This is a genomic window from Streptococcus mitis (assembly GCF_026782865.1).
GTDB classification, from domain to species: Bacteria; Bacillota; Bacilli; order Lactobacillales; family Streptococcaceae; genus Streptococcus; species Streptococcus mitis_CG.
Genome location: NZ_JAKUXK010000006.1, coordinates 207,957 through 226,468, shown reverse-complemented (window position 1 = coordinate 226,468; position 18,512 = coordinate 207,957). Strand labels below are relative to the sequence as shown.

Below are 18,512 nucleotides of genomic sequence, written 5' to 3'. Positions count from 1 at the left end.
CTAATTCTACTAGTCTATAATCTGGCTTTCCGCTACTTTCTTGTACCAATGAGCTGATTTCTTAGGATAACGTTCTTGAGTTTCAAAGTCTACATAGAAGAGACCGTAACGTTTCTCATATCCATTTGACCATGAGAAGACGTCCATCAATGACCAAATGAAGTAACCTTTTACATTAGCACCATCTGCAATCGCATCAGACAAGACCTCTAAGTGTTGTTTGACATAATCAATACGGCCATCATCGTAAACAGTGTTATCGACGAACTCATCTTTATAACCAAGTCCATTTTCAGTGATGTAAATCTTCTTGTAGTTAGGATAATCTTTCTTCACGCGCATGATTTGGTCATATAAACCCTGAGGGTAGATAATCCAATCCCAGTCCGTGCGTGGCACATAATCAGGAGCTACACGACGACCAACACCTTTGATTTGGTATTTAGAACTTCCTTTTTCACCCTTACCATTGTGGATGATTTCAGTTTCTCCATCAAAGGCTTCCATCCAGTCACTCATATAGTAATTGATTCCAAGGAAGTCGTTCAAGTCTTTTGCGGCTTCTAATGCTGTGAAATCTTCTTCACGAAGATCTAAGCTACCACCATTGGCAGCCAAGATAGCCTCTACCCCTGCCAGAGTCTTTTCAGAGTAGTGACCCAGATAAGTTGCATCCAAGATAAATTTGTTATGGATAATGTCCTCCAACTCTGCCGCAATAACATCTGCTGGATTTTCAGGATCCAAAGGATACTTAGTTGGCAGAGCGTGAACAACACCAATTTCACCTTTATAACCTTTATCTTTATATAGCTTGACTGCACGCGCATGAGACACCATCATATTGTGGTGCGATTGGAAGACTTTGGCAAGGTCGTACTGGATACCTGGAGGGAATTTCCCAACCAAGTATTGACCATCACCGATTGGCCCAATTTCATTAAAGGTTGTCCAATAGTTTACTTCTGGAAATTCTTCAAAACAGAAAGCTGCGTAGTCTACAAAGTGTTCAATATTTTCACGGTTTAAGAAGTCTCCATTTGAGTGGAGAGCTTCTGGCGTGTCAAAGTGATGAAGAGTTACAAAGGGCTCAACATGACGTTTGTGACACTCTGCAAATAGATTATGATAAAACTCAACACCTTTAGCATTTACTTGACCATAACCAGACGGGAAAATACGTGACCAGGCAATAGAAATTCGAATACCATTGACACCATACTCTTCTGCTAGCTTAAGGTCAACTGGATATCGATTGTAAAAATCACTAGCTGGCTCCGCAGTGTACCAGTAGTTATCTTCAAGATATTTATCCCACGCTACTGGTCCTTTACCATCAGTATGCGTAGCACCTTCTGCTTGATAAGCAGCTGTTGCGCCACCGAAAATAAAGTCTTTTGGTAATGTTTTTGTCATTTTTTTCACCTATTTCTTGATTTAAATAAAGTAAAAGTGAGAGGAGAGGAGTCAGTGAGCCATCCTTCTCCATCTCACTTCTTGTACCAAGTCACCGAATTGTGACATGAGGAGGTAAAAACGATATCTTTTTACCGACGAATTAATAAGGCGATTAGGAAATTCGCCATAGCGATTTCCGTAACGAGAGGAAACTATTTCATAGTCCCTATTATTAATCGAATTGTGACATGAGGAGGTAAAAACGATATCTTTTTACCGACGAATTAACAAGGCAATTAGGAAATTCGCCATAGCGATTTCCGTAACGAGAGGAGACTGTTTCACAGTTCCTAGCCTTAATCGAATTGTGACATGAGGAGGTAAAAACGATATCTTTTTACCGACGAATTAACAAGGCGATTAGGAAATTCGCCATAGCGATTTCCGTAACGAGAGGAGACTGTTTCACAGTTCCTAGCCTTAATCGAATTGTGACATGAGGATGTAAAAACGATATCTTTTTACCGACGAATTAACAAGGCGATTAGGAAATTCGCCATAGCGATTTCCGTAACGAGAGGAGACTGTTTCACAGTCCCTATCGTTAATCGAATTGAGCTTGTACAAATGCAAGAGCACCTTTTCCATCACGAGTTAATTTGATGTATTGAGCGCCTTCTGTTTTCGCAAGTTTAATACCGAGCTTATCTGTTTCTGCTTTCATATCTTCAAAGTTTGAAGCAACTTGAGGAGCTAGGATAACAAGATCAAACTCTGGCAACATTTCACGGTGAGCACCATAGCCACCTGCTGCTGCTTTCACAGGAACATTGTACTCTGCAGCTGCCTTGTTCAAAGCATTTGCAAGGAGACCACTTGTACCTCCACCAGCACAGAGAACGAGGACATTTGTTTCTTCAGTGATTGTATTTTGTGCTGCTTCTACACCCGCTTTCTCAAGAATAGCATCTGCTTTTGCAGTGTTGAAGTTTGCAGCAACTTTGTCTTTCAATTCATCATTAGATTTACCTGAACGCTCTTCTTCTAGAATTTGTTCATCATAGACCTTAATGAATGGATAGTAAATGACTACGTCAACTACGATTAGAAGGGCAGCAAGAATGAATGATAGAACTTGGAAGTTAGTACCAAGAACTAGACCTAGTGGAGCTGGGGTTGTCCATGGTAGATTAGCAGTAAATGAATTCATTCCAAGAGTTTCAATGAAGAATTTAAAGATCCAAACGTTTGCGATTGGAGCAAAGATAAATGGAATGAAGAAAATCGGGTTCAATACAAGCGGTGCACCAAACAAGATTGGTTCATTTACACCAAAGAAAGTTGGAACAACAGACGCACGTCCGATTGCACGGTTACGTTTTGATTTTGTTAACCACATGAACATGAATGGAACAACCAGTGTCGCACCAGTACCACCCATGGTAACGATAAACATTTGTGTACCAGAAGTAAGAATCTTGTCTGCATGCATCCCTTGTTGAAGAAGGTTCAAGTTGACTTCGGCATTTGCATAGGTAATAGCTGCGATTGCTGGTTCAACGATAGATGGACCATGTATCCCAACAAACCAGAAGAAGGCAAAGGCACCAAAGATAATGGTGATACCTAGATAACCATCAGCAGCAGAGAATAATGGTGCAAAGAATTTACCGATTGATTCAGCTACGCTTGCACCAACAAAATGACGAGCTAGTAAATCAAGAGCATAAAGTGAAACAACTGAGAGAGTGAATGGAATCACATCTTTAAAGACTTGTGAGATATTTGGTGGAACTTCGTCAGGCATACGAATAGTGACGTTGTTCTTAACACAAACCTTATAGATTGCTACGGTTACAAAGGCAGCAAGGAAGGCTGAAAGCAAACCTTTTGTCCCCAAGAATCCAGTAGCTAGACCATTTTCGATAGGATCAGCTGCCAACATCAACAAACCAACAATTGCTGCCAACAATGTTGACATATAGTTGATTTGATTAGTTTTCTCCATGCTACGGTTTACTGAGTCGGTCAATGACTTAGCTGTTGTACCAGCTACCAAGAGAGCCAGAATCCCCATTGAATAGCTATAAGGTTTCATCAGAAAGGCTACAACTTCATCAGACCATTTAAAACCCCATGAGTTTGGTACAAAGGCAATCAAGATAAAAATACTTGAGAAGAGAATAACAGGCATACCTGCAATGAAACCATCACGAATAGCACGAAGATAGATATTACGAGATAGTTTCTCAAAGAAAGGCTTTCCTTTCTCGATAAATGCAATTAATTTATTCATTACTTAACTCCTCTCTTATAGAGTTCGATTAAATGGTGCATCAAATCTTTTAATAAAATAGTTGTCATCAAGTGATCTTGACCATGCATCATGGTTACGCTATAAGCCAAATCCTCGCCAGCTGCTTCCTTGGTCAATAGACTTGTTTGCGCGTGGTGAGCCTCTGCAATACAGCTACCAGCTTCCTCTACCAGAGCGTCCGCTTTTTCAAAATCACCAGCTTCAGCAGCCTTCAAGGCTTCCAATAGTTTTGAACGAGCATCGCCAGCATAGGCTACGATTTCAAAACCTAACAATGTTACTTCTTCTCTATTCATGATAGAATTCTCCTTATGTATTTTTAATTAAATTTTTATGACAATAAACGTTGGATATGTAGAACTAGATAAACTCGTTCACTTTTATACAAATCAAGACCCGTATGTTGCATAATCACATCATAGATCTTGGAACCAATCTCGAATGCTTTTGGATAAGATTGTTTGATATGGTCTTCCATATCTAGAAGTGATTGATTATCATCTCTGGATCTATCCAAATAATCCAAGAAATAATTTAGATGTATCATAAAGCGATCATAGAAATGGTTATTCTTTTTAGTTCGTTGAATTGCATAGTCCGTTAAAACTTCTTCAACATTCCTGAGAATTTCTTTCCTCTTATCAATCGACTCCACAAGTTCCACTTCATTTTCGCCTTCGGCATTAATGAAATGATAAGCAATCCGAATAATTTCATCCTCAGGAAAATGATCTGCTAGCTTCTGACGGTAAATTTCAAATGCTTCATTTGCGATTTGAAAAGCGATAGGATACTTAGTGGAAATATCTGGCAGATTACTATCCTTGTACCTTCCTTGTGCTAGAGCTTGGTAAGAACAGTAAATATGATCTGTCAAGGTTACGTAGAGATACTCTTGAATCGGATAATGATATTTCTTTGAAAGCTTATCAATGATCTCATAAGTCACTGTGATAAAATCTAGCGGAACATCTTTGAGAAGAGCCATAAAGTTTTCTCTGGACTCTTCGGTCTTCATCCGAAAGATTTTCTCAACCTGATGTTCAGCAATCAAATCTCCCTTCCTCTTTCCAAATGCAATCCCCTTACCAATTACAATCACTTCTTCTCCTTTATCATTCCTGACAAGCGAAACATTGTGATTTATTGGATTTAGAATTCGATACATGTCAACCTCCTTTTAAATCTTAAAGGTATATGAGTACAAAAAATGACCACAAATGAACTAGAAAATCAGCCGATTTCTAATTCACCTGTGATCATGCCTAATATTACTTAGTAACACTCACCTTGTATTAACTTGTAACTGTATTTTATCATAATGCTGATAATTTGTAAACCCTTACGAAGAACTTTTTTATTTTTTTCCGCATGTTTTTATCGTCTCTTGTCTGGAAGAATAAACTGAAGGAAATAATAGCTAATAATTAAATCGCTGGGTTCTAACCTGGCTTCCTCCATGGAGCTTGTTATAAATTCAAGCTCAGGAAATTTTGATTGTGCCACCTGATTCATTTCTGGAGTCTCTTCTATCCCGATAAAACGAACTTCTTTTTTAGACTTGTGACGCTTGTATAATTTACCAATCAGATTACCCGTTGCAGAGCCTAGCTCATAACATAAGGAATGGTCACGAATAAAAAAATCGCTTAGATGACAAACAAGGTCATGTCCTTCATCATATAAAGAAATAGATTGTCTAACATGCTCATCAAAATGTTGAGCTACACCATTACCAAAACTCCATTGTGTTCCTTTTTGAATAACAATATCATTTCCAACTTCCATAGACTACGCCTCTTCTCCCTTAACTTTCCAGTTTACTAATACCAATGCTAACACAACCATCGAACCCCCAAGAACCAAATTCAATGTAAACAGCTCATGTAAGCCCATAATAGAAAAGATAGTTGAAAATACTGGAACTAAAAACAAGAAACTGCTAGCTACTGTTGCTCCCCTTTGTCCTAGACTATAAAACCACAGTCCAAACGAACCAACAGACGCAGGAATAATTAACCATATAAACCAAACCCAGCCCCAAAATCCTAAATTTAGAAAGTTATAACTTTCATGCACAGGTATTGAGAATAAGTAAAGGAATACCCCACCTAATAACAATTGCCAAGCCGTAAATATCCATGGACCGTTATCAAAAGGAATTTTCTTGGTGACAACTGTATTGATTGACCAACAAAATGAACCAAGTAAAGCAAACAAAGCACCTAAACTAAACGCAGATACATCTAGTCCAATACAAGTAACAACTCCAGCCACACCTAATACTAAGGCACTTATCTTCTGAATAGTCAATGTATCTTTTAACAAAAAATGTGCTAAGAAAGCTAACCAAAGAGGATTCGTAAATAAGATAATAGAAGACATCGATGATGACACATCATGAGCTAGGGCAAGATTAAGAAATCCCATGGTTCCAGCTGTCTGTAAGAGCCCGATAGTCACAACCAATATAAACCCCTTTATCTTGCTACCTTGACTTTTAGGGATGATAGTCCCTCCCTTGCCAAATAAAAACGATAATACCAACATCACTAACCCAGCAATAATAAATCGAACACCCCCAAGTAATAATGGAGGAGTCTTTTCAACTACTATGAGATATTTCCCAGTTGGAAAAGACGACCCCATAAAAAGTGTGGTAAGTAATATAGAAATCAAAAAAATAAAATTTGAACCTCGTTTCATTTTTGACCCTTCTTTCAAAAGATATTGATGATATTTTTTGTCTTTTATTCTACTCTTTTAAAAATGAATGTCAAGAGATTTATCAAAAAATTCCAAGATTATTTTTTTAAACTCCTATGTATTGAGAAAAAAACAAAAAAAGACTATACTGGTAATTGTGGATAATGATTATCTTTTTATATGGAGGTACAAACATGCGATTGTCATCAGGTTGGGAACAGTCAGTCTATGTCTTACTCATGTTAGATCAGCTCCCTGAAGGAAAATATATCAATACAATTTCCTTGAGTGAACGGCTAGAAGTTTCAGATTCTTATTTGAAAAAAATTATAAAACTATTAGACAACGAAGGATTGGTTAAATCCGTTAGAGGGAAAAATGGAGGCATTGCTCTTTCTAAACCTCTCAGTCAAATCACCTTTTACGATGTATTTGTAGCTATAGAAGGAAAAAACCGAATCTTTGAAAGTCAGAATCTTCTAAAAAAATTCTTAGGCAACGAGGAAAGTAAAAAAGCTAAAAGATGCGTCGTAACCAGCTCTCTTGATATTATTGAAAACACTTTAGTTGCAACCCTGACTTCTATTACACTCAGTCAGGTAGCCCATCAATCTGAGATTAACTATGATTTAACCGATATCAGAAATTGGATCAATAAATGCGAAAACTAGCTGAAGAAAAAATTCTTCAACTAGTTTTTATAAATCCTTGACAAATAATTTTACAAGGACTATACTATATTTGAAGATATAATATATCTTCTATATCGTCAACAATGATATTTCATTGCATGCTTTTGGATAGCTAAAGAAAGAAGGTTCTTATGAAAGTTATTTTAGCTACTGACCAAGATGGTTTCCAACTGAAAGAAACCGTCAAACACTATCTGCTTCATTCTGGTTATGAAGTAATTGACCTCAACTCTACACAAGGTTCTGCGGATTTCGTTGATTCTACTGTCAATGCTATTACAGAGTTTAGAAAATATAAGCAAGCTCGTGCTATTCTTTTTGACAAGTTTGGACATTCTTTTATGCCTGCTAATAAATTTAAAGGTATTATCTGCGCCGCTGTTTCCGATGAACACTCTGCCATGATGACTATTCGACACAATTCTACTCCAATCATTACAATTGGTTCTGGAATTACAGGTGATATTTTAGCAGTTGAAATAGTCAAAGCCTTTCTTGAGCACAACTATGATTCTGGTCGTCACCAAGTTCGCATTGATATGCTGAACAAGCTCTGCTAGGAGGTATTCCCATGAAAATTGCTCTCGGTTGTGATCACATTGTAACAGATGTGAAGATGAAGATTTCAAAACACCTAAAAGAACAAGGCCATGAAATCATTGATGTTGGTACTTATGATTTCGTCCGTACTCACTATCCTATTTATGGTCGCTTAATTGCAGAGGAGGTCGTCAATAGACGGGCTGACTTTGGAGTCGCCCTTTGCGGTACAGGTGTTGGAATTGCTGTATCTGCTGATAAAGTTCCTGGAACTCGAGTTGTACTTGTCGGAGATGTTGCGACTGCTCGTTCCGCTCGTGAAAATCTCAATGCTAATATTGTTGCTTTCGGTGGTGCAATTCTAGGTATCAATTTCATTAACAACATTGTAGATGAATTTATCAATACCAAGTACAAACCAAATCCTGAAAAAGAGGAATTGATTGCGAAAATTGATAAACTATCTGAAGTGAGCCCAGATGTAGCTGCCAATGATCATATCTTCGATGAAGAGAATGCCAAGTGGAATCGTGGAGAATATCACGATTAACTTGCATTCCTTCTTATATATTTTATCTAACCTTGAGGATAACTAACTCAAGGTTATTTTTACGTCATCAAAAAAGTCTAGAGATATTTCTATCCCTAGACTGAAGTTTTTTTCGCAATTTGAGTGCTACACGCGTTCTTTCCATGAAGTCGCTGTTGTTTGAAGAACTTTGTTGAGTTCATCAATATTTTCAAATCCAGTTGTACGAAGCCATTCGCGAGCTGCTACTTCACCATCTTTGATGTAAGCTTCAACTGATCCAGCCCATGTAGCACGGCCACAAAGAACTCCGTTAAAGTTTGCACCTGATTCATGAGCAAATACAAGAGTATCTTGGAAGAGTTTAGCTGATACACCAGCACTCAAATAGATGTATGGCAAGTCAGTTGCTTCATCTTGAGCTTTGAAGAAGGCTGCAGCTTCTTCACGTGTATAAACCACTTCACCTTCAGCGAAGCCTTCAACATATTTAATGTTAACAGGAACTTCTACTTTCAAGACATCAATGTTAAAGCGTGGGTCTGAGAAGACTTTCATAGCACCGATAACTTTGTGTGGTTTTACTTTAGCGTATTCTACAGAACCTGCGTCAGCAATTTTTTCATCGTAAGCAAGAATTTCAAGGAAGAATGGGATATCTTCAGCCACACATTCAGAACCGATACGTTCGATGTAAGCTTGTTTTTCTTGGTTGAGTTCGTCTGAGCTATCTACGTCATAGTAAAGCAAGAATTTAACTGCATCTGCACCTTCTTCTTTAATACGTTTTGCAGACCAAACATCCAAGCAGTCTGGCAAGCGTTTTGTGCTTGTTGTGTCATAACCTGTTTTTTCATAAGCAAGGAGAAGACCAGCTTTTTCATCAAGAGCTTTAGTTGCTGGAAGTCCATACTCAGGGTCAAGAAGCATAGATGAAGCGTATTTAGTCAATTCATCTGCTACCAAAACTTTAAGTTCTTCCATTTGAGCCACAGTTGGTTCTTCTGTTTGGTGTTGAGCCATGAGGCGTTTCAAAGCACCACGTTGGTCAAATGCAAGAGCTGAGATGATACCATTTTCATCAGAAAGTTTTTCTAAGCGTGCACGTTTTTGTTCTGTTAAAGCCATTTTATACCTCTTTTACTATTAATTGATCATATAGAGCTTGATAGTTGGCCATGTTGACATGACCAGTCATTTTTTCTTGAGCATTGAGCATACCAAGGACATTTGCCTTGATGAGTAATTCTGCATCCGATTCTTTGTGAAGAAGTCCTGAAGAAATTCCTGCCACAGTAGAGTCTCCAGATCCAACAGGATTTACCACCTGAATTCTAGGAATATCTACCTTGTAGAAAGTGTCACCATGTTTGGCAAAGGCACCGTTGGCACCAAGCGAAACGATAATCCATTCAATCCCTGCAAACAAAGGTTCTTGAAGGACTTCTTTTAATTCATCCAAATCTTCAGAAACTTCTCTTCCAAGAAGCTGAGATAATTCCTCATTATTTGGTTTGATGACTGTTGGTTTATGTGGTGATTCAAGAACCGCCTGAAGTGCTGCACCAGAGCAGTCCAAGACAACAGGCTTGCTAGCTTGATTAGCAAGTTCTACCAAGCTTGCGTAGTAATCAACTGGAAGGCCAGCTGGCAGACTACCTGAGATAGCTACTACTTCAACTGACTCCAAGAGTTTTTTGAAATGTTCCAAAAACTCTTGACCTTCCTGTTCCAATACTTCAGGACCTTTTTCAAGAACTTCTGTTTGGTTGTCTCCGTGAAGAATAGCGATACAGTTACGAGTTTCTCCCTGAATTGAGAAGAAATCTTTCTTTACTTGATTATCGATATTTTCAACCAAAAACTCACCAAGTTTACCACCCACTAAACCAGTAGCAAGAACAGAATCCCCAAATTCTGAAAGTACTCGGGTAACATTGAGTCCCTTACCACCAGCCGTTTTGGTTACATCCACCACACGATTGACAGTATCAATCTTCAACTCATCCAAGGGATAGGAAATATCAATGGATGGGTTCATTGTGACTGTTAAAATCATAGGTCACCTCTTAGTCGTGGTATTCTCCGCGATCCCATTTTTCAAGGAATTCAGTGAAGAAGTTTGCGTCTGTTTGTTGAGCATTATGACTTTCAACGTGTTCAATTTTCGCAATCAATTTTTTGTTTTCTTCAGTTGGTTTGTATTCAGCATGGATGAAAGCTTCGATGATATCACACATGAGCAATTCTCCAGTAATTTTACCACCAAAACCGATAACGTTAGCGTTCAATTGTTCTTTAGCATAAAGAGCTGTTGTCATATCACGAACCAAGGCAGAACGAACACCAGGAACTTTATTTACAGCGTTGTTGATACCAACACCTGTACCACAGATACATACCCCAAGATCAGCTTGACCGCTAGTTACAGCTTCACCAACTTTTTTACCAAAGATTGGGTAGTGAGTACGTGTGTGGTCATAAGTACCAAAGTCAATGACTTCATATCCTTTTGATTTCAAAAATTCTGAAACCGCCATTTTTTCATCTGTTACGATGTGGTCACATCCAATTGCAATTCTCATTTTTAACTTACCTTTCTTACTGTAATCTAATTAGCACATTTTGTTCAACATGTCGACACGAATTTGGTGACGACCACCGTCGTATTTACCGTTAACAAATCCTTTAGCGATATTTTTAGCCAATTCATCACCAACAAGTTGTGCACCCATAGTGATCATACGTGAGTTGTTGTGGCCACGAGTCATATAAGCTGAACGTTCGTCAGATACTTCTGCAGCAACCATTCCTTTGATCTTAGTTGCAACCATAAATGGACCAGCTCCATAAGCATCAATCACGATACCAAGGTTTTGTTCTTCTTTGTTTACTTCTGCAGCAACAGCAAGAGTCACATCAACAAAGTCTTGACCTTCAGCTGTAACATCCACAACGTGGAAATTTTCTTTTTCCAAGAAGTCTTTCACAACTTCTTTCAATCTCAAACCTGCAGCATCTGCACCGATAACAATAGACATATTGTATACTCCTTTTTATTTTTCTAGGCTAGTAAAACCTTTTATAGTTAGCAGTTTACCTACAAAAGCTTTCTAGCAGTTTATTGACAAATTGGATTGAATGAGATGAATGACACCTTATTCAAGTTTAGGAAACCAGTTCCCTAGAAATAATCTTTCTCCACGCAAGAGAATATAACAATTGATTATTTGTTTGTTACAAACATAATATACTCCTATTTCCTGAAAAAGTCAACAGTTAATGTTTGTTTTTGTGTTTTATTTTTTAATCTAAAAAATTTCGATGTCAAAACCAATTTGATCCACTTGACCAGGTTCTAGGAGACGAACATTCTTCTTATCTTCTAGATGATCTCCTTCTTCAAGGGATGTTGACAAGCCAGACCATGGTTCAAAAGCAATGAAAGGACCTTTATTCAAAGTTGACCAGATAATGAGATTTGGAAACTCTGCAAAGTGCACTTTCAATCCCTTATCATGTTTACGAGAACGAAGGGCAATTGTTCTAGATTGCAATTCATCTAAGGTGACTGCATCTGTGCTGAAAAGATCATAATTAAGATCTAATTCTTTTTGACCCTCTAGCCATGGACTTCTATCTTGAAAATCCAGCATACCTGTTTCTGGGAAAGGGCGTGGAACAGAGCAAGTCTCTTCTTTCTCAAACTCTAAATAGTAGTCTTCATAGACTTCATCATCCAGTAGAGGACAATTAAAGCCTGGATGTCCACCAATAAAGTAAGGCATGACCTTGCTAGTTTCTTTATTGAAAATCTTGTATTGAGTCCGTACTGTCTTACCAGTAAGGATATAAGTGATTTCTAGGCGGAAATGATAAGGGTAGTTTTGATAGCTATTCTCATCGTCTTCAATTGCAAAAGTTACACTATTATCTGTTTGTTCAACTAATTCAAATTCTTTCTTACGAACCAAACCATGACGAGGAATCTTTCCTTTGCTTTCTTGTCCCTTCTCATCTATATAGAGGGCTGTATCCTCTCTCAAAGAACCACAAATGGGGAAGAGAACAGGAGCTTGTCCACTCCAATAAGTGGCATCCCCTTGCCACAAATACTCCAGTCCCTCAGCATCTTTTATAGAAGAAAGAGCCCCACCAAAACTGTTAAATTGAACACTTAATTGTTCTGATTTTAATTCAATTACCATTATTTTCTCCGATTTCTTGATAGTTTATAAAAAACTAGGCTGTCACTCCTAAAAGGTATGACAACCTAGTTTCAACAATTTACATTTTATAGGAGTGCATTATTTTGCTTTTGCTGCGTACTCTTCGTTACGTTTGATCATTTGTTTTCTGTACCAAGCAAAGATACCGATATAGAATACAAGGAAGACTACAGCACCAAGGATTGCTTTGATATCACCAGTTGTAGTGTTACCAATTGTCCAACCAAGAAGTTTTTCGATTGGTCCTTCAAGAGTTGAGTGAGTAATCAATTGAGTTTGACTCACACCTGCTGGGAAGGCACCTACACCTTTAGCAAGCTCTGTTGCAAATGGTGCAATAAGTGTACCTGAAAGAAGGAAGAGTGGCAACAAGAGTGTTCCGAAGATAATCATACGGAGCAATTTACCACGTGTTACAACCAAGAGAGCTGGAGTAACACCCATAGCGATGATACCTGCAAGTGGCAAGATACCATTTCCGACTTTTGAAAGAAGCACAGCTTCAACCAACATGATTGGTGCAAGTACGTTTGCACAAGCCCAAACTTCAGCACGACCAGCGATGAAAGGCCAGTCAAGACCGATGTTGAATTTACGTCCTTGAAGACGTTTAGTAGCGACGTTTGTAATACCTTGTGAAAGTGGCTCTACGGCAGCGATGAACCATGAACCGATAAGTGAGAAGAGTTCCAAAGATACACCAGCTGTCAAACCAAGAGACAACCAACCTTTAATAACTAATTGCCAGTTTGATGCTTCTTCTACTCCAGCAACTGGATGTGGGGTACCCATCAAACCGATAACGATACCAAGGATGAAACCGATGAAGAATTTAGATCCCCAGAAACCGATTTTCTTGTTCAATTTAGCAGCATCAAAGTCATATTTATCTAGACCTGGGAAGAATTTTTCAAAAATCTTATCCAAAACCATGATAACTGGGTTCATCATGTAGTTCATGTGAGTTGAAGTCATTGGTGATGAACTTGGTGCGTTAAGAAGGTCATCAAATGTAGGTTTCATCAAATCAGAGTTGATGATTTTAAGAACACCTACAAGGACAACTGCTGCAGTTGCGATGAAGAGAGAAACCCCTTGGCTAACTCCATTGTTATCAGCATACCATTTAATCAAAAGACCTGTGATAGACAAGTGCCAGATATCGAAGATATCGACGTCGAGTGTATCAGTTTTCTTCATAGCAAGCATCACTACATTGACAATCAACATGATGAGCAAGAAGTAAAGTGTCCAAGCAGATCCCCAAGTGATTGTAGCAAGTGGTGCCCAACCAACGTCAGTGATGTTCAATTGAATACCAGTATTTTCAACGAATTTTGCAAGTGATGCTGAGAAAGCACCATTTAACATACCGATGATAGCACCGATACCAGTAAGAGCGATGGCAAGTTTGATACCACCTTCAAGCGCTTTGGAGAATTTCACTCCAAAAAGTAAAGCCAATACTGTCAAAATGATCAGCATGATGATCGGTCCACCCATTTCCAAGATAGGTTTGAACAGCTTATTGGCTAGTTCGATAATGACATCCATAATAGTTCCTCCCGTTTTTTGTGTTATATGAATGTTGACAAATTAAAATTAGCTTAATCCGTTTTCTTTGATAGCTGCTTCAATATTATCAAATACTGGAGCACTCATAGCTGGGATACGGAATAAGATTGGTCCAGCTTCGATAACTGGAATACCTGGGTCAAAACCAAGATCTGTTGCAGCAATTGGTGTAAAAATATCATAACCTTTCATAAGGTCTTCGTTAACATCTTTTACCATAACTGCATCACAGTGAACATCAAAACCGCGGTTTGAAAGTTCTTCTTCAAGAGCACTTTTAATTTGGTGGCTTGAGTTAACACCTGCACCGCAGGCAGCAAGAATTTTAATCATATAGATTTCCTCCGATTTAATATTTTTAATAGACAAGATTATACAGTTGCTTCAGCTATATAAGCGTAGATAGCTTCTGGTTCAGAAATTTTAGCCAAATCTTCCAAATGACCATTTCCTGTAAAGAAGTCCATCAACTGAGCAAGAATGTTCGTTTGACTTGAACTTGAGTTATTAATGATAAAGAAGAGCAAGGATACTTCTACTTCCTTATCTGGCGCAATCATATTGTGGAAAGTCACTGGTTTTTCTAATCGAACGACCACAACTTTTTCGGCAAGATTATGAATTGTATCTGTATGAGGAATAGCCACATTCGGCAAATCCTTACCCAAAAATTCCATATCTAAGCCAGTTGGGAATGACTTTTCACGCGTGATCAAGGCTTCACGATAGGTTGGAGTTACGATTTCTCGTTCTTCCAATAAAGTTGCAACCTGATCAAAGAGTTGTTCTTGATTATCCGCTTCTAAGCAAAACACAAGGTTTTTGTCAAAGAAATGATCTAATCCCATAAGGTTTTCCCTTCTTTCCATTAACTTTATGCTATAAGTATAACACTATATGAAATCGTTGTCAATAATTTTCTGTTGTTTTTTGTTCATTTTTTGTTTTTTTTATATTTAACAACCATATTTCAAACAATTATTAAAAATATCAAACTAAAGTGAAGTAAAAAAACATCCGACTATTCAGCCAGATGTTGGAATCTTTAATTTTCGTTTTTAAGAATTTCTTCTAATTTATGGTAGTCTTGGACACTATCGATTTCATAGATGCTATTGCCTTCTAATTCTTCAACATAGACATCCAGTTCTTTGATATTATCCTTAACCATATTGTCCCAATAGAGATCAACAAATTCACCACTTGCATAAGCCTTATCGATAAAGCTGACAATCTTTTCTGCAGTTGGAGCGTCCCAGAAGGATACACCACTAAGAATGCGACCTGCCTTACTATCAACAGTAATGTCTTGAACCTTATAGTCATCTCCATAGACCAAGAACCATTCGTTGGTACAATCTTCACGATAGACACTAAAATAAGTCGAACGAGTCAAATCATTGCGGAACATATTTTTAAAGAGATAATTATCGGCATCAATAACATAGCTGTTAGCTAATTCTTCTTTTACAAGATAGAGAGAGTAAAAGTTATTGTAGTCAGCGTATTTATCATTGAAGACGAGGCGAACACCATATTTCTCTTTCAAGTAATCGAATTGTTCTTTAAGGTAACCAACAATGATGATGATGTCATTGATTCCTTTTTCTTTTAAAAACTCAATTTGGTATTCAATCAAGGGTTTTTGATTAACCTGAACCAAGGCTTTAGGGGTATTTTCAGTCATAGGACGCAAGCGAGTTCCCAATCCCGCTGCTAAGATGATGGCTTTCACACGAATCTCCTTTATTCTTTAATAATAATATAAACTCCAGCAATGACTACAAGTGACGTAATAATTGTCAGCATATCTAGCGGTGCACCCAAGAAAACAACTGCAAACAAGACTGTCCAAACTACATAGCTCACGTTCAAACCTGTAGCCTTGGCTGGTTGCAAGCGATTGATAGCGATATAATAAGCCAAGTAAGAAATCATATCAAAGGCTGCAAAGACAATCATAAGACCTAGTAATTGTCCATTGGTTACTTCTGCAAATGACTGATGAGAGAAGAGTACAATCACAAGATAAGACAAGAATGAAGTCACTTGACGGATTAAGAGGGCTTCGATTTCACTTAATTCACTTTCCATAGCAAAAGAGCTGAGAACACTCTCACTTCCCCATGCAATAGCACAAACCAAAGCACAGAGAATACCAATGTAGAAGGAATTGACCTGTTCAACCTTATAGGTCTGAGCAATAATCCCTGCAATAATCAAGACAATCCCAAATACAGTATTTTTTGAAATCTTGTGCTTCAAAAAGAAGAAAGCCAATAAAACTGAAACTGCAGGGTAGATAGCCGATACAGATGAAGCTAAGGAACTTCCAATATACTTAACTGCATAAAGATTGGCCTGCATTCCGATAGGACCAGCTAGCAAGGCCCCAATGATCACACTAACATTGCGAATATTTAAGAAAATTGAGAGACGAACTTTTCCTTCTTTTACTAAAAGAAAAGCTAGTAGGATAAAGATACTCAAGAAATCGTGAGCAGCAGCCACCACAAAGGGTGACAAATCTGTAAAAATCGAAAAGATATAAGCACTGATCGTTAGACCTAAGCCCCAGAAAACACCTGAGAGTAGACCGAAGGAAACTCCATTTTTATTTTTCATCTGAACCTCCATAATATGACAAACCTTTAACAGCTCTTTGGTAACGATTCACACCATAGTCACCAAAATCTGCACCTTGCTCTTCTTTGTAGACTGTCCATAAACACCAAATAGCATCTTGTAAAATTTTATAGATTGCAATCTTTTCACGAGAGACAGGTGTTTGCTCACTCTCATAGCGAGACAAGAAGGCTTCTTCCTCTTGGTGAGTGAATTCAGACTCTAAAAAGAGGGCTGCCAAATCCCACATTGGATCGTTCATTGATGAATATTCCCAGTCAATCAGATAAAGTCGTCCTTGAGGTGATTCGATAAAGTTTTCAGGCACCAAATCGATATGACAAGATTTTCTGTCAACACCTAAGTCAGCCAGTCTTTTCTCTAAGGAGAAGACTTCTTCTCTAACTGCTTCATAGTTAGCATAAGGGATTTTTTCTTCAATCAAGGATTCGTATTTTTTGATTTCTTCAAAAGGAGCAAATTCTCCTCTTAATTCCTTGCCAGAAGCATGAATGGTTTGTAAAATTGGAGCAATTTTATCAAATTTGGTCTTGATTGACGTTGAATCAAGCGTAATCGCAGATTCGATATACTCATTTACTTTGATACCAGCTTCAATATCAAAAAGATAATTTTTGACATCTAGGTCTAAATCTTTAAGTAGTTCAAGATTGTACTTTTCATCTTGACGATTGATAAGCTTTTCTGTCCCTTTACCAAAGAATTTAACAATGTATTGCTTATTTGTTGTTTTGACCAAATAGTTTTGATTGGTCATTCCCCCCAGTTGTTCAACACTGAGGACTTCCTCTTCTTGACTAAGTAGGGAAGAAATTTTTTCTTTAATGATTTTCTCCACAATTAACCTCCAGCACTTATACTTCCCACTTAAACACGGTTTTAAAGGCTGTGTTTAAATCGGTAGCAAAGACACGGTGAATATCTTTAATTTCTCTTACAGGTTCTTCTAGATAAAGGATATTTTTAAGACGATTGGCAAATTTCTTGACTTCCATCATTTGGATTGCATTTTCAAAATCGATGCGACCAGAACGAGAGGAACCAACCAAGAGCAAGCCCTTTTCTAAGGCATCGCGTGTATTGAGATTGACTTTATACTCACTAACTCCCATCATAAGAATCGTTCCTTGAGGACGAATATAGCGAATCAAGTCATTAATGGCTGGTCCAGTACCATCACCACCACAACACTCAAAAGCATGGTCAAAGGCCAAATCTTCAGGAATATTATCAGTAATATAGCATTCTTTGGCAAAAGAGAAGAGTTCTAATTTCTCCCAATGACGACCAATAACCACAATCTCTGCTTCTGGCAAAGTATAGTTGATAATATTGGCAACCACAAATGCTAAACTTCCATCTCCGATAACGGCGATTCGGTCCCGCTTGCTATGAGCAAGGGTCAATAGACGATTCATAGCGTGCATGCCGACACTGACAAACTCTGTAATGGCTGCAACCGTATCTTCGATAGCATCATAAGCCACCACACGATCTTTAGGAAGAGAAACAAACTCTCTCATAAAGCCATCAAATCCACTAGACAAGAAATGAGTACCTGTCATGTAGTTCTCATAGAATTCTTCATCACTCTGCATAGGTGGCTGATTGGGAATCATGACAACTTTTTGACCAACTTCGTAGGTTCCTGTTGGATCAGAAATAACGGTTCCACATGACTCGTGAATCATTGCCATTGGAAGTTTTTTATTCAAAATCTTTGGATCACGTTTTCCTTGATAGTAACGCTGATCCGCATGACAGACCGCCATATAGTTAGGGCGGATGAGGATATGATTCTCTTGGTCAATGGCCTCTTCCTGGTATTTGACATTGATAAACTTAGGCTTTGTTAATTGGTAAATTTGATTAATCATTTT

At 38.0% G+C, this 18,512-nt stretch carries 21 protein-coding genes; 3 read left to right on the top strand and 18 right to left on the bottom strand.

Annotated elements, in window-relative coordinates; genetic code table 11:
* Window positions 1–9: 9 nt before the first annotated feature.
* From lacG to MK482_RS05800, 6 genes are all read right to left on the bottom strand, one after another.
* Entirely contained in the window at window positions 10–1,416 is a 1,407-nt protein-coding gene (gene lacG, locus MK482_RS05825; protein WP_268718226.1) for a 6-phospho-beta-galactosidase, read from the bottom strand.
* A gap of 586 nt (window positions 1,417–2,002) precedes the next feature.
* Window positions 2,003–3,694: a lactose-specific PTS transporter subunit EIIC gene (locus tag MK482_RS05820; protein WP_268718225.1), complete on the bottom strand. Its 1,692-nt coding sequence runs from the start codon at window positions 3,692–3,694 to the stop codon at window positions 2,003–2,005.
* The gene (locus tag MK482_RS05815; protein WP_004260646.1) at window positions 3,694–4,011 is read right to left on the bottom strand and encodes a PTS lactose/cellobiose transporter subunit IIA; all 318 of its coding nucleotides are present in this window, start codon (window positions 4,009–4,011) and stop codon (window positions 3,694–3,696) included. Before MK482_RS05815 ends, MK482_RS05820 begins: the two co-directional genes overlap by 1 nt.
* A gap of 35 nt (window positions 4,012–4,046) precedes the next feature.
* A complete protein-coding gene (locus MK482_RS05810) occupies window positions 4,047–4,883 on the bottom strand; it encodes a transcription antiterminator (protein WP_268718224.1) in 837 nt (278 codons plus the stop codon).
* A 209-nt stretch (window positions 4,884–5,092) separates the two neighbouring features.
* Window positions 5,093–5,503: a class I SAM-dependent methyltransferase gene (locus tag MK482_RS05805; protein ID WP_033680313.1), complete on the bottom strand. Its 411-nt coding sequence runs from the start codon at window positions 5,501–5,503 to the stop codon at window positions 5,093–5,095.
* Between the two features lie 3 nt (window positions 5,504–5,506).
* A complete protein-coding gene (locus MK482_RS05800; protein WP_033680185.1) occupies window positions 5,507–6,421 on the bottom strand; it encodes a DMT family transporter in 915 nt (304 codons plus the stop codon).
* Window positions 6,422–6,615: 194 nt separating this feature from the next.
* On the opposite strand from MK482_RS05800, the gene MK482_RS05795 reads away from it, so the two are divergent.
* From MK482_RS05795 to lacB (MK482_RS05785), 3 genes are all read left to right on the top strand, one after another.
* Complete coding sequence (locus MK482_RS05795; RefSeq protein ID WP_268718233.1) at window positions 6,616–7,092, top strand: RrF2 family transcriptional regulator; 477 nt, start codon at window positions 6,616–6,618, stop codon at window positions 7,090–7,092.
* A gap of 152 nt (window positions 7,093–7,244) precedes the next feature.
* A complete protein-coding gene (gene lacA, locus MK482_RS05790) occupies window positions 7,245–7,673 on the top strand; it encodes a galactose-6-phosphate isomerase subunit LacA (RefSeq protein WP_033680183.1) in 429 nt (142 codons plus the stop codon).
* Between the two features lie 11 nt (window positions 7,674–7,684).
* On the top strand, window positions 7,685–8,203 hold the full coding sequence (lacB, locus tag MK482_RS05785; RefSeq protein ID WP_050215896.1) for a galactose-6-phosphate isomerase subunit LacB: 519 nt from the start codon (window positions 7,685–7,687) through the stop codon (window positions 8,201–8,203).
* A gap of 126 nt (window positions 8,204–8,329) precedes the next feature.
* On the opposite strand, the gene lacD is transcribed toward lacB (MK482_RS05785), so the two are convergent.
* The 12 genes from lacD to MK482_RS05725 form a co-directional block, all read right to left on the bottom strand.
* Window positions 8,330–9,310 carry a tagatose-bisphosphate aldolase gene (gene lacD / locus MK482_RS05780; RefSeq protein WP_268718223.1) on the bottom strand — a complete coding sequence of 327 codons (981 nt, stop codon included), beginning with the start codon at window positions 9,308–9,310 and terminating at the stop codon, window positions 8,330–8,332.
* Between the two features lies 1 nt (window position 9,311).
* Complete coding sequence (locus MK482_RS05775) at window positions 9,312–10,241, bottom strand: tagatose-6-phosphate kinase (protein ID WP_268718222.1); 930 nt, start codon at window positions 10,239–10,241, stop codon at window positions 9,312–9,314.
* Window positions 10,242–10,251: 10 nt separating this feature from the next.
* Entirely contained in the window at window positions 10,252–10,767 is a 516-nt protein-coding gene (lacB, locus tag MK482_RS05770; RefSeq protein WP_001216918.1) for a galactose-6-phosphate isomerase subunit LacB, read from the bottom strand.
* 30 nt (window positions 10,768–10,797) lie between these two features.
* On the bottom strand, window positions 10,798–11,223 hold the full coding sequence (gene lacA / locus MK482_RS05765; protein WP_000029277.1) for a galactose-6-phosphate isomerase subunit LacA: 426 nt from the start codon (window positions 11,221–11,223) through the stop codon (window positions 10,798–10,800).
* Between the two features lie 270 nt (window positions 11,224–11,493).
* Window positions 11,494–12,390 carry an aldose 1-epimerase family protein gene (locus tag MK482_RS05760; protein WP_268718221.1) on the bottom strand — a complete coding sequence of 299 codons (897 nt, stop codon included), beginning with the start codon at window positions 12,388–12,390 and terminating at the stop codon, window positions 11,494–11,496.
* A 99-nt stretch (window positions 12,391–12,489) separates the two neighbouring features.
* Window positions 12,490–13,965 carry a PTS galactitol transporter subunit IIC gene (locus tag MK482_RS05755; RefSeq protein WP_124787401.1) on the bottom strand — a complete coding sequence of 492 codons (1,476 nt, stop codon included), beginning with the start codon at window positions 13,963–13,965 and terminating at the stop codon, window positions 12,490–12,492.
* A gap of 48 nt (window positions 13,966–14,013) precedes the next feature.
* Entirely contained in the window at window positions 14,014–14,319 is a 306-nt protein-coding gene (locus MK482_RS05750) for a PTS sugar transporter subunit IIB (protein ID WP_124787400.1), read from the bottom strand.
* Between the two features lie 38 nt (window positions 14,320–14,357).
* Window positions 14,358–14,834, bottom strand: a complete 477-nt coding sequence (locus tag MK482_RS05745) for a PTS sugar transporter subunit IIA (protein ID WP_268718220.1) — start codon at window positions 14,832–14,834, stop codon at window positions 14,358–14,360.
* 197 nt (window positions 14,835–15,031) lie between these two features.
* The gene (locus MK482_RS05740; protein WP_000643974.1) at window positions 15,032–15,721 is read right to left on the bottom strand and encodes a sugar phosphate nucleotidyltransferase; all 690 of its coding nucleotides are present in this window, start codon (window positions 15,719–15,721) and stop codon (window positions 15,032–15,034) included.
* A gap of 11 nt (window positions 15,722–15,732) precedes the next feature.
* Window positions 15,733–16,611: a DMT family transporter gene (locus tag MK482_RS05735; RefSeq protein WP_136936813.1), complete on the bottom strand. Its 879-nt coding sequence runs from the start codon at window positions 16,609–16,611 to the stop codon at window positions 15,733–15,735.
* The gene (locus MK482_RS05730; protein ID WP_268718219.1) at window positions 16,601–17,470 is read right to left on the bottom strand and encodes a phosphotransferase family protein; all 870 of its coding nucleotides are present in this window, start codon (window positions 17,468–17,470) and stop codon (window positions 16,601–16,603) included. Before MK482_RS05730 ends, MK482_RS05735 begins: the two co-directional genes overlap by 11 nt.
* A gap of 16 nt (window positions 17,471–17,486) precedes the next feature.
* On the bottom strand, window positions 17,487–18,509 hold the full coding sequence (locus MK482_RS05725) for a ribitol-5-phosphate dehydrogenase (RefSeq protein ID WP_000609877.1): 1,023 nt from the start codon (window positions 18,507–18,509) through the stop codon (window positions 17,487–17,489).
* Window positions 18,510–18,512: the final 3 nt, after the last annotated feature.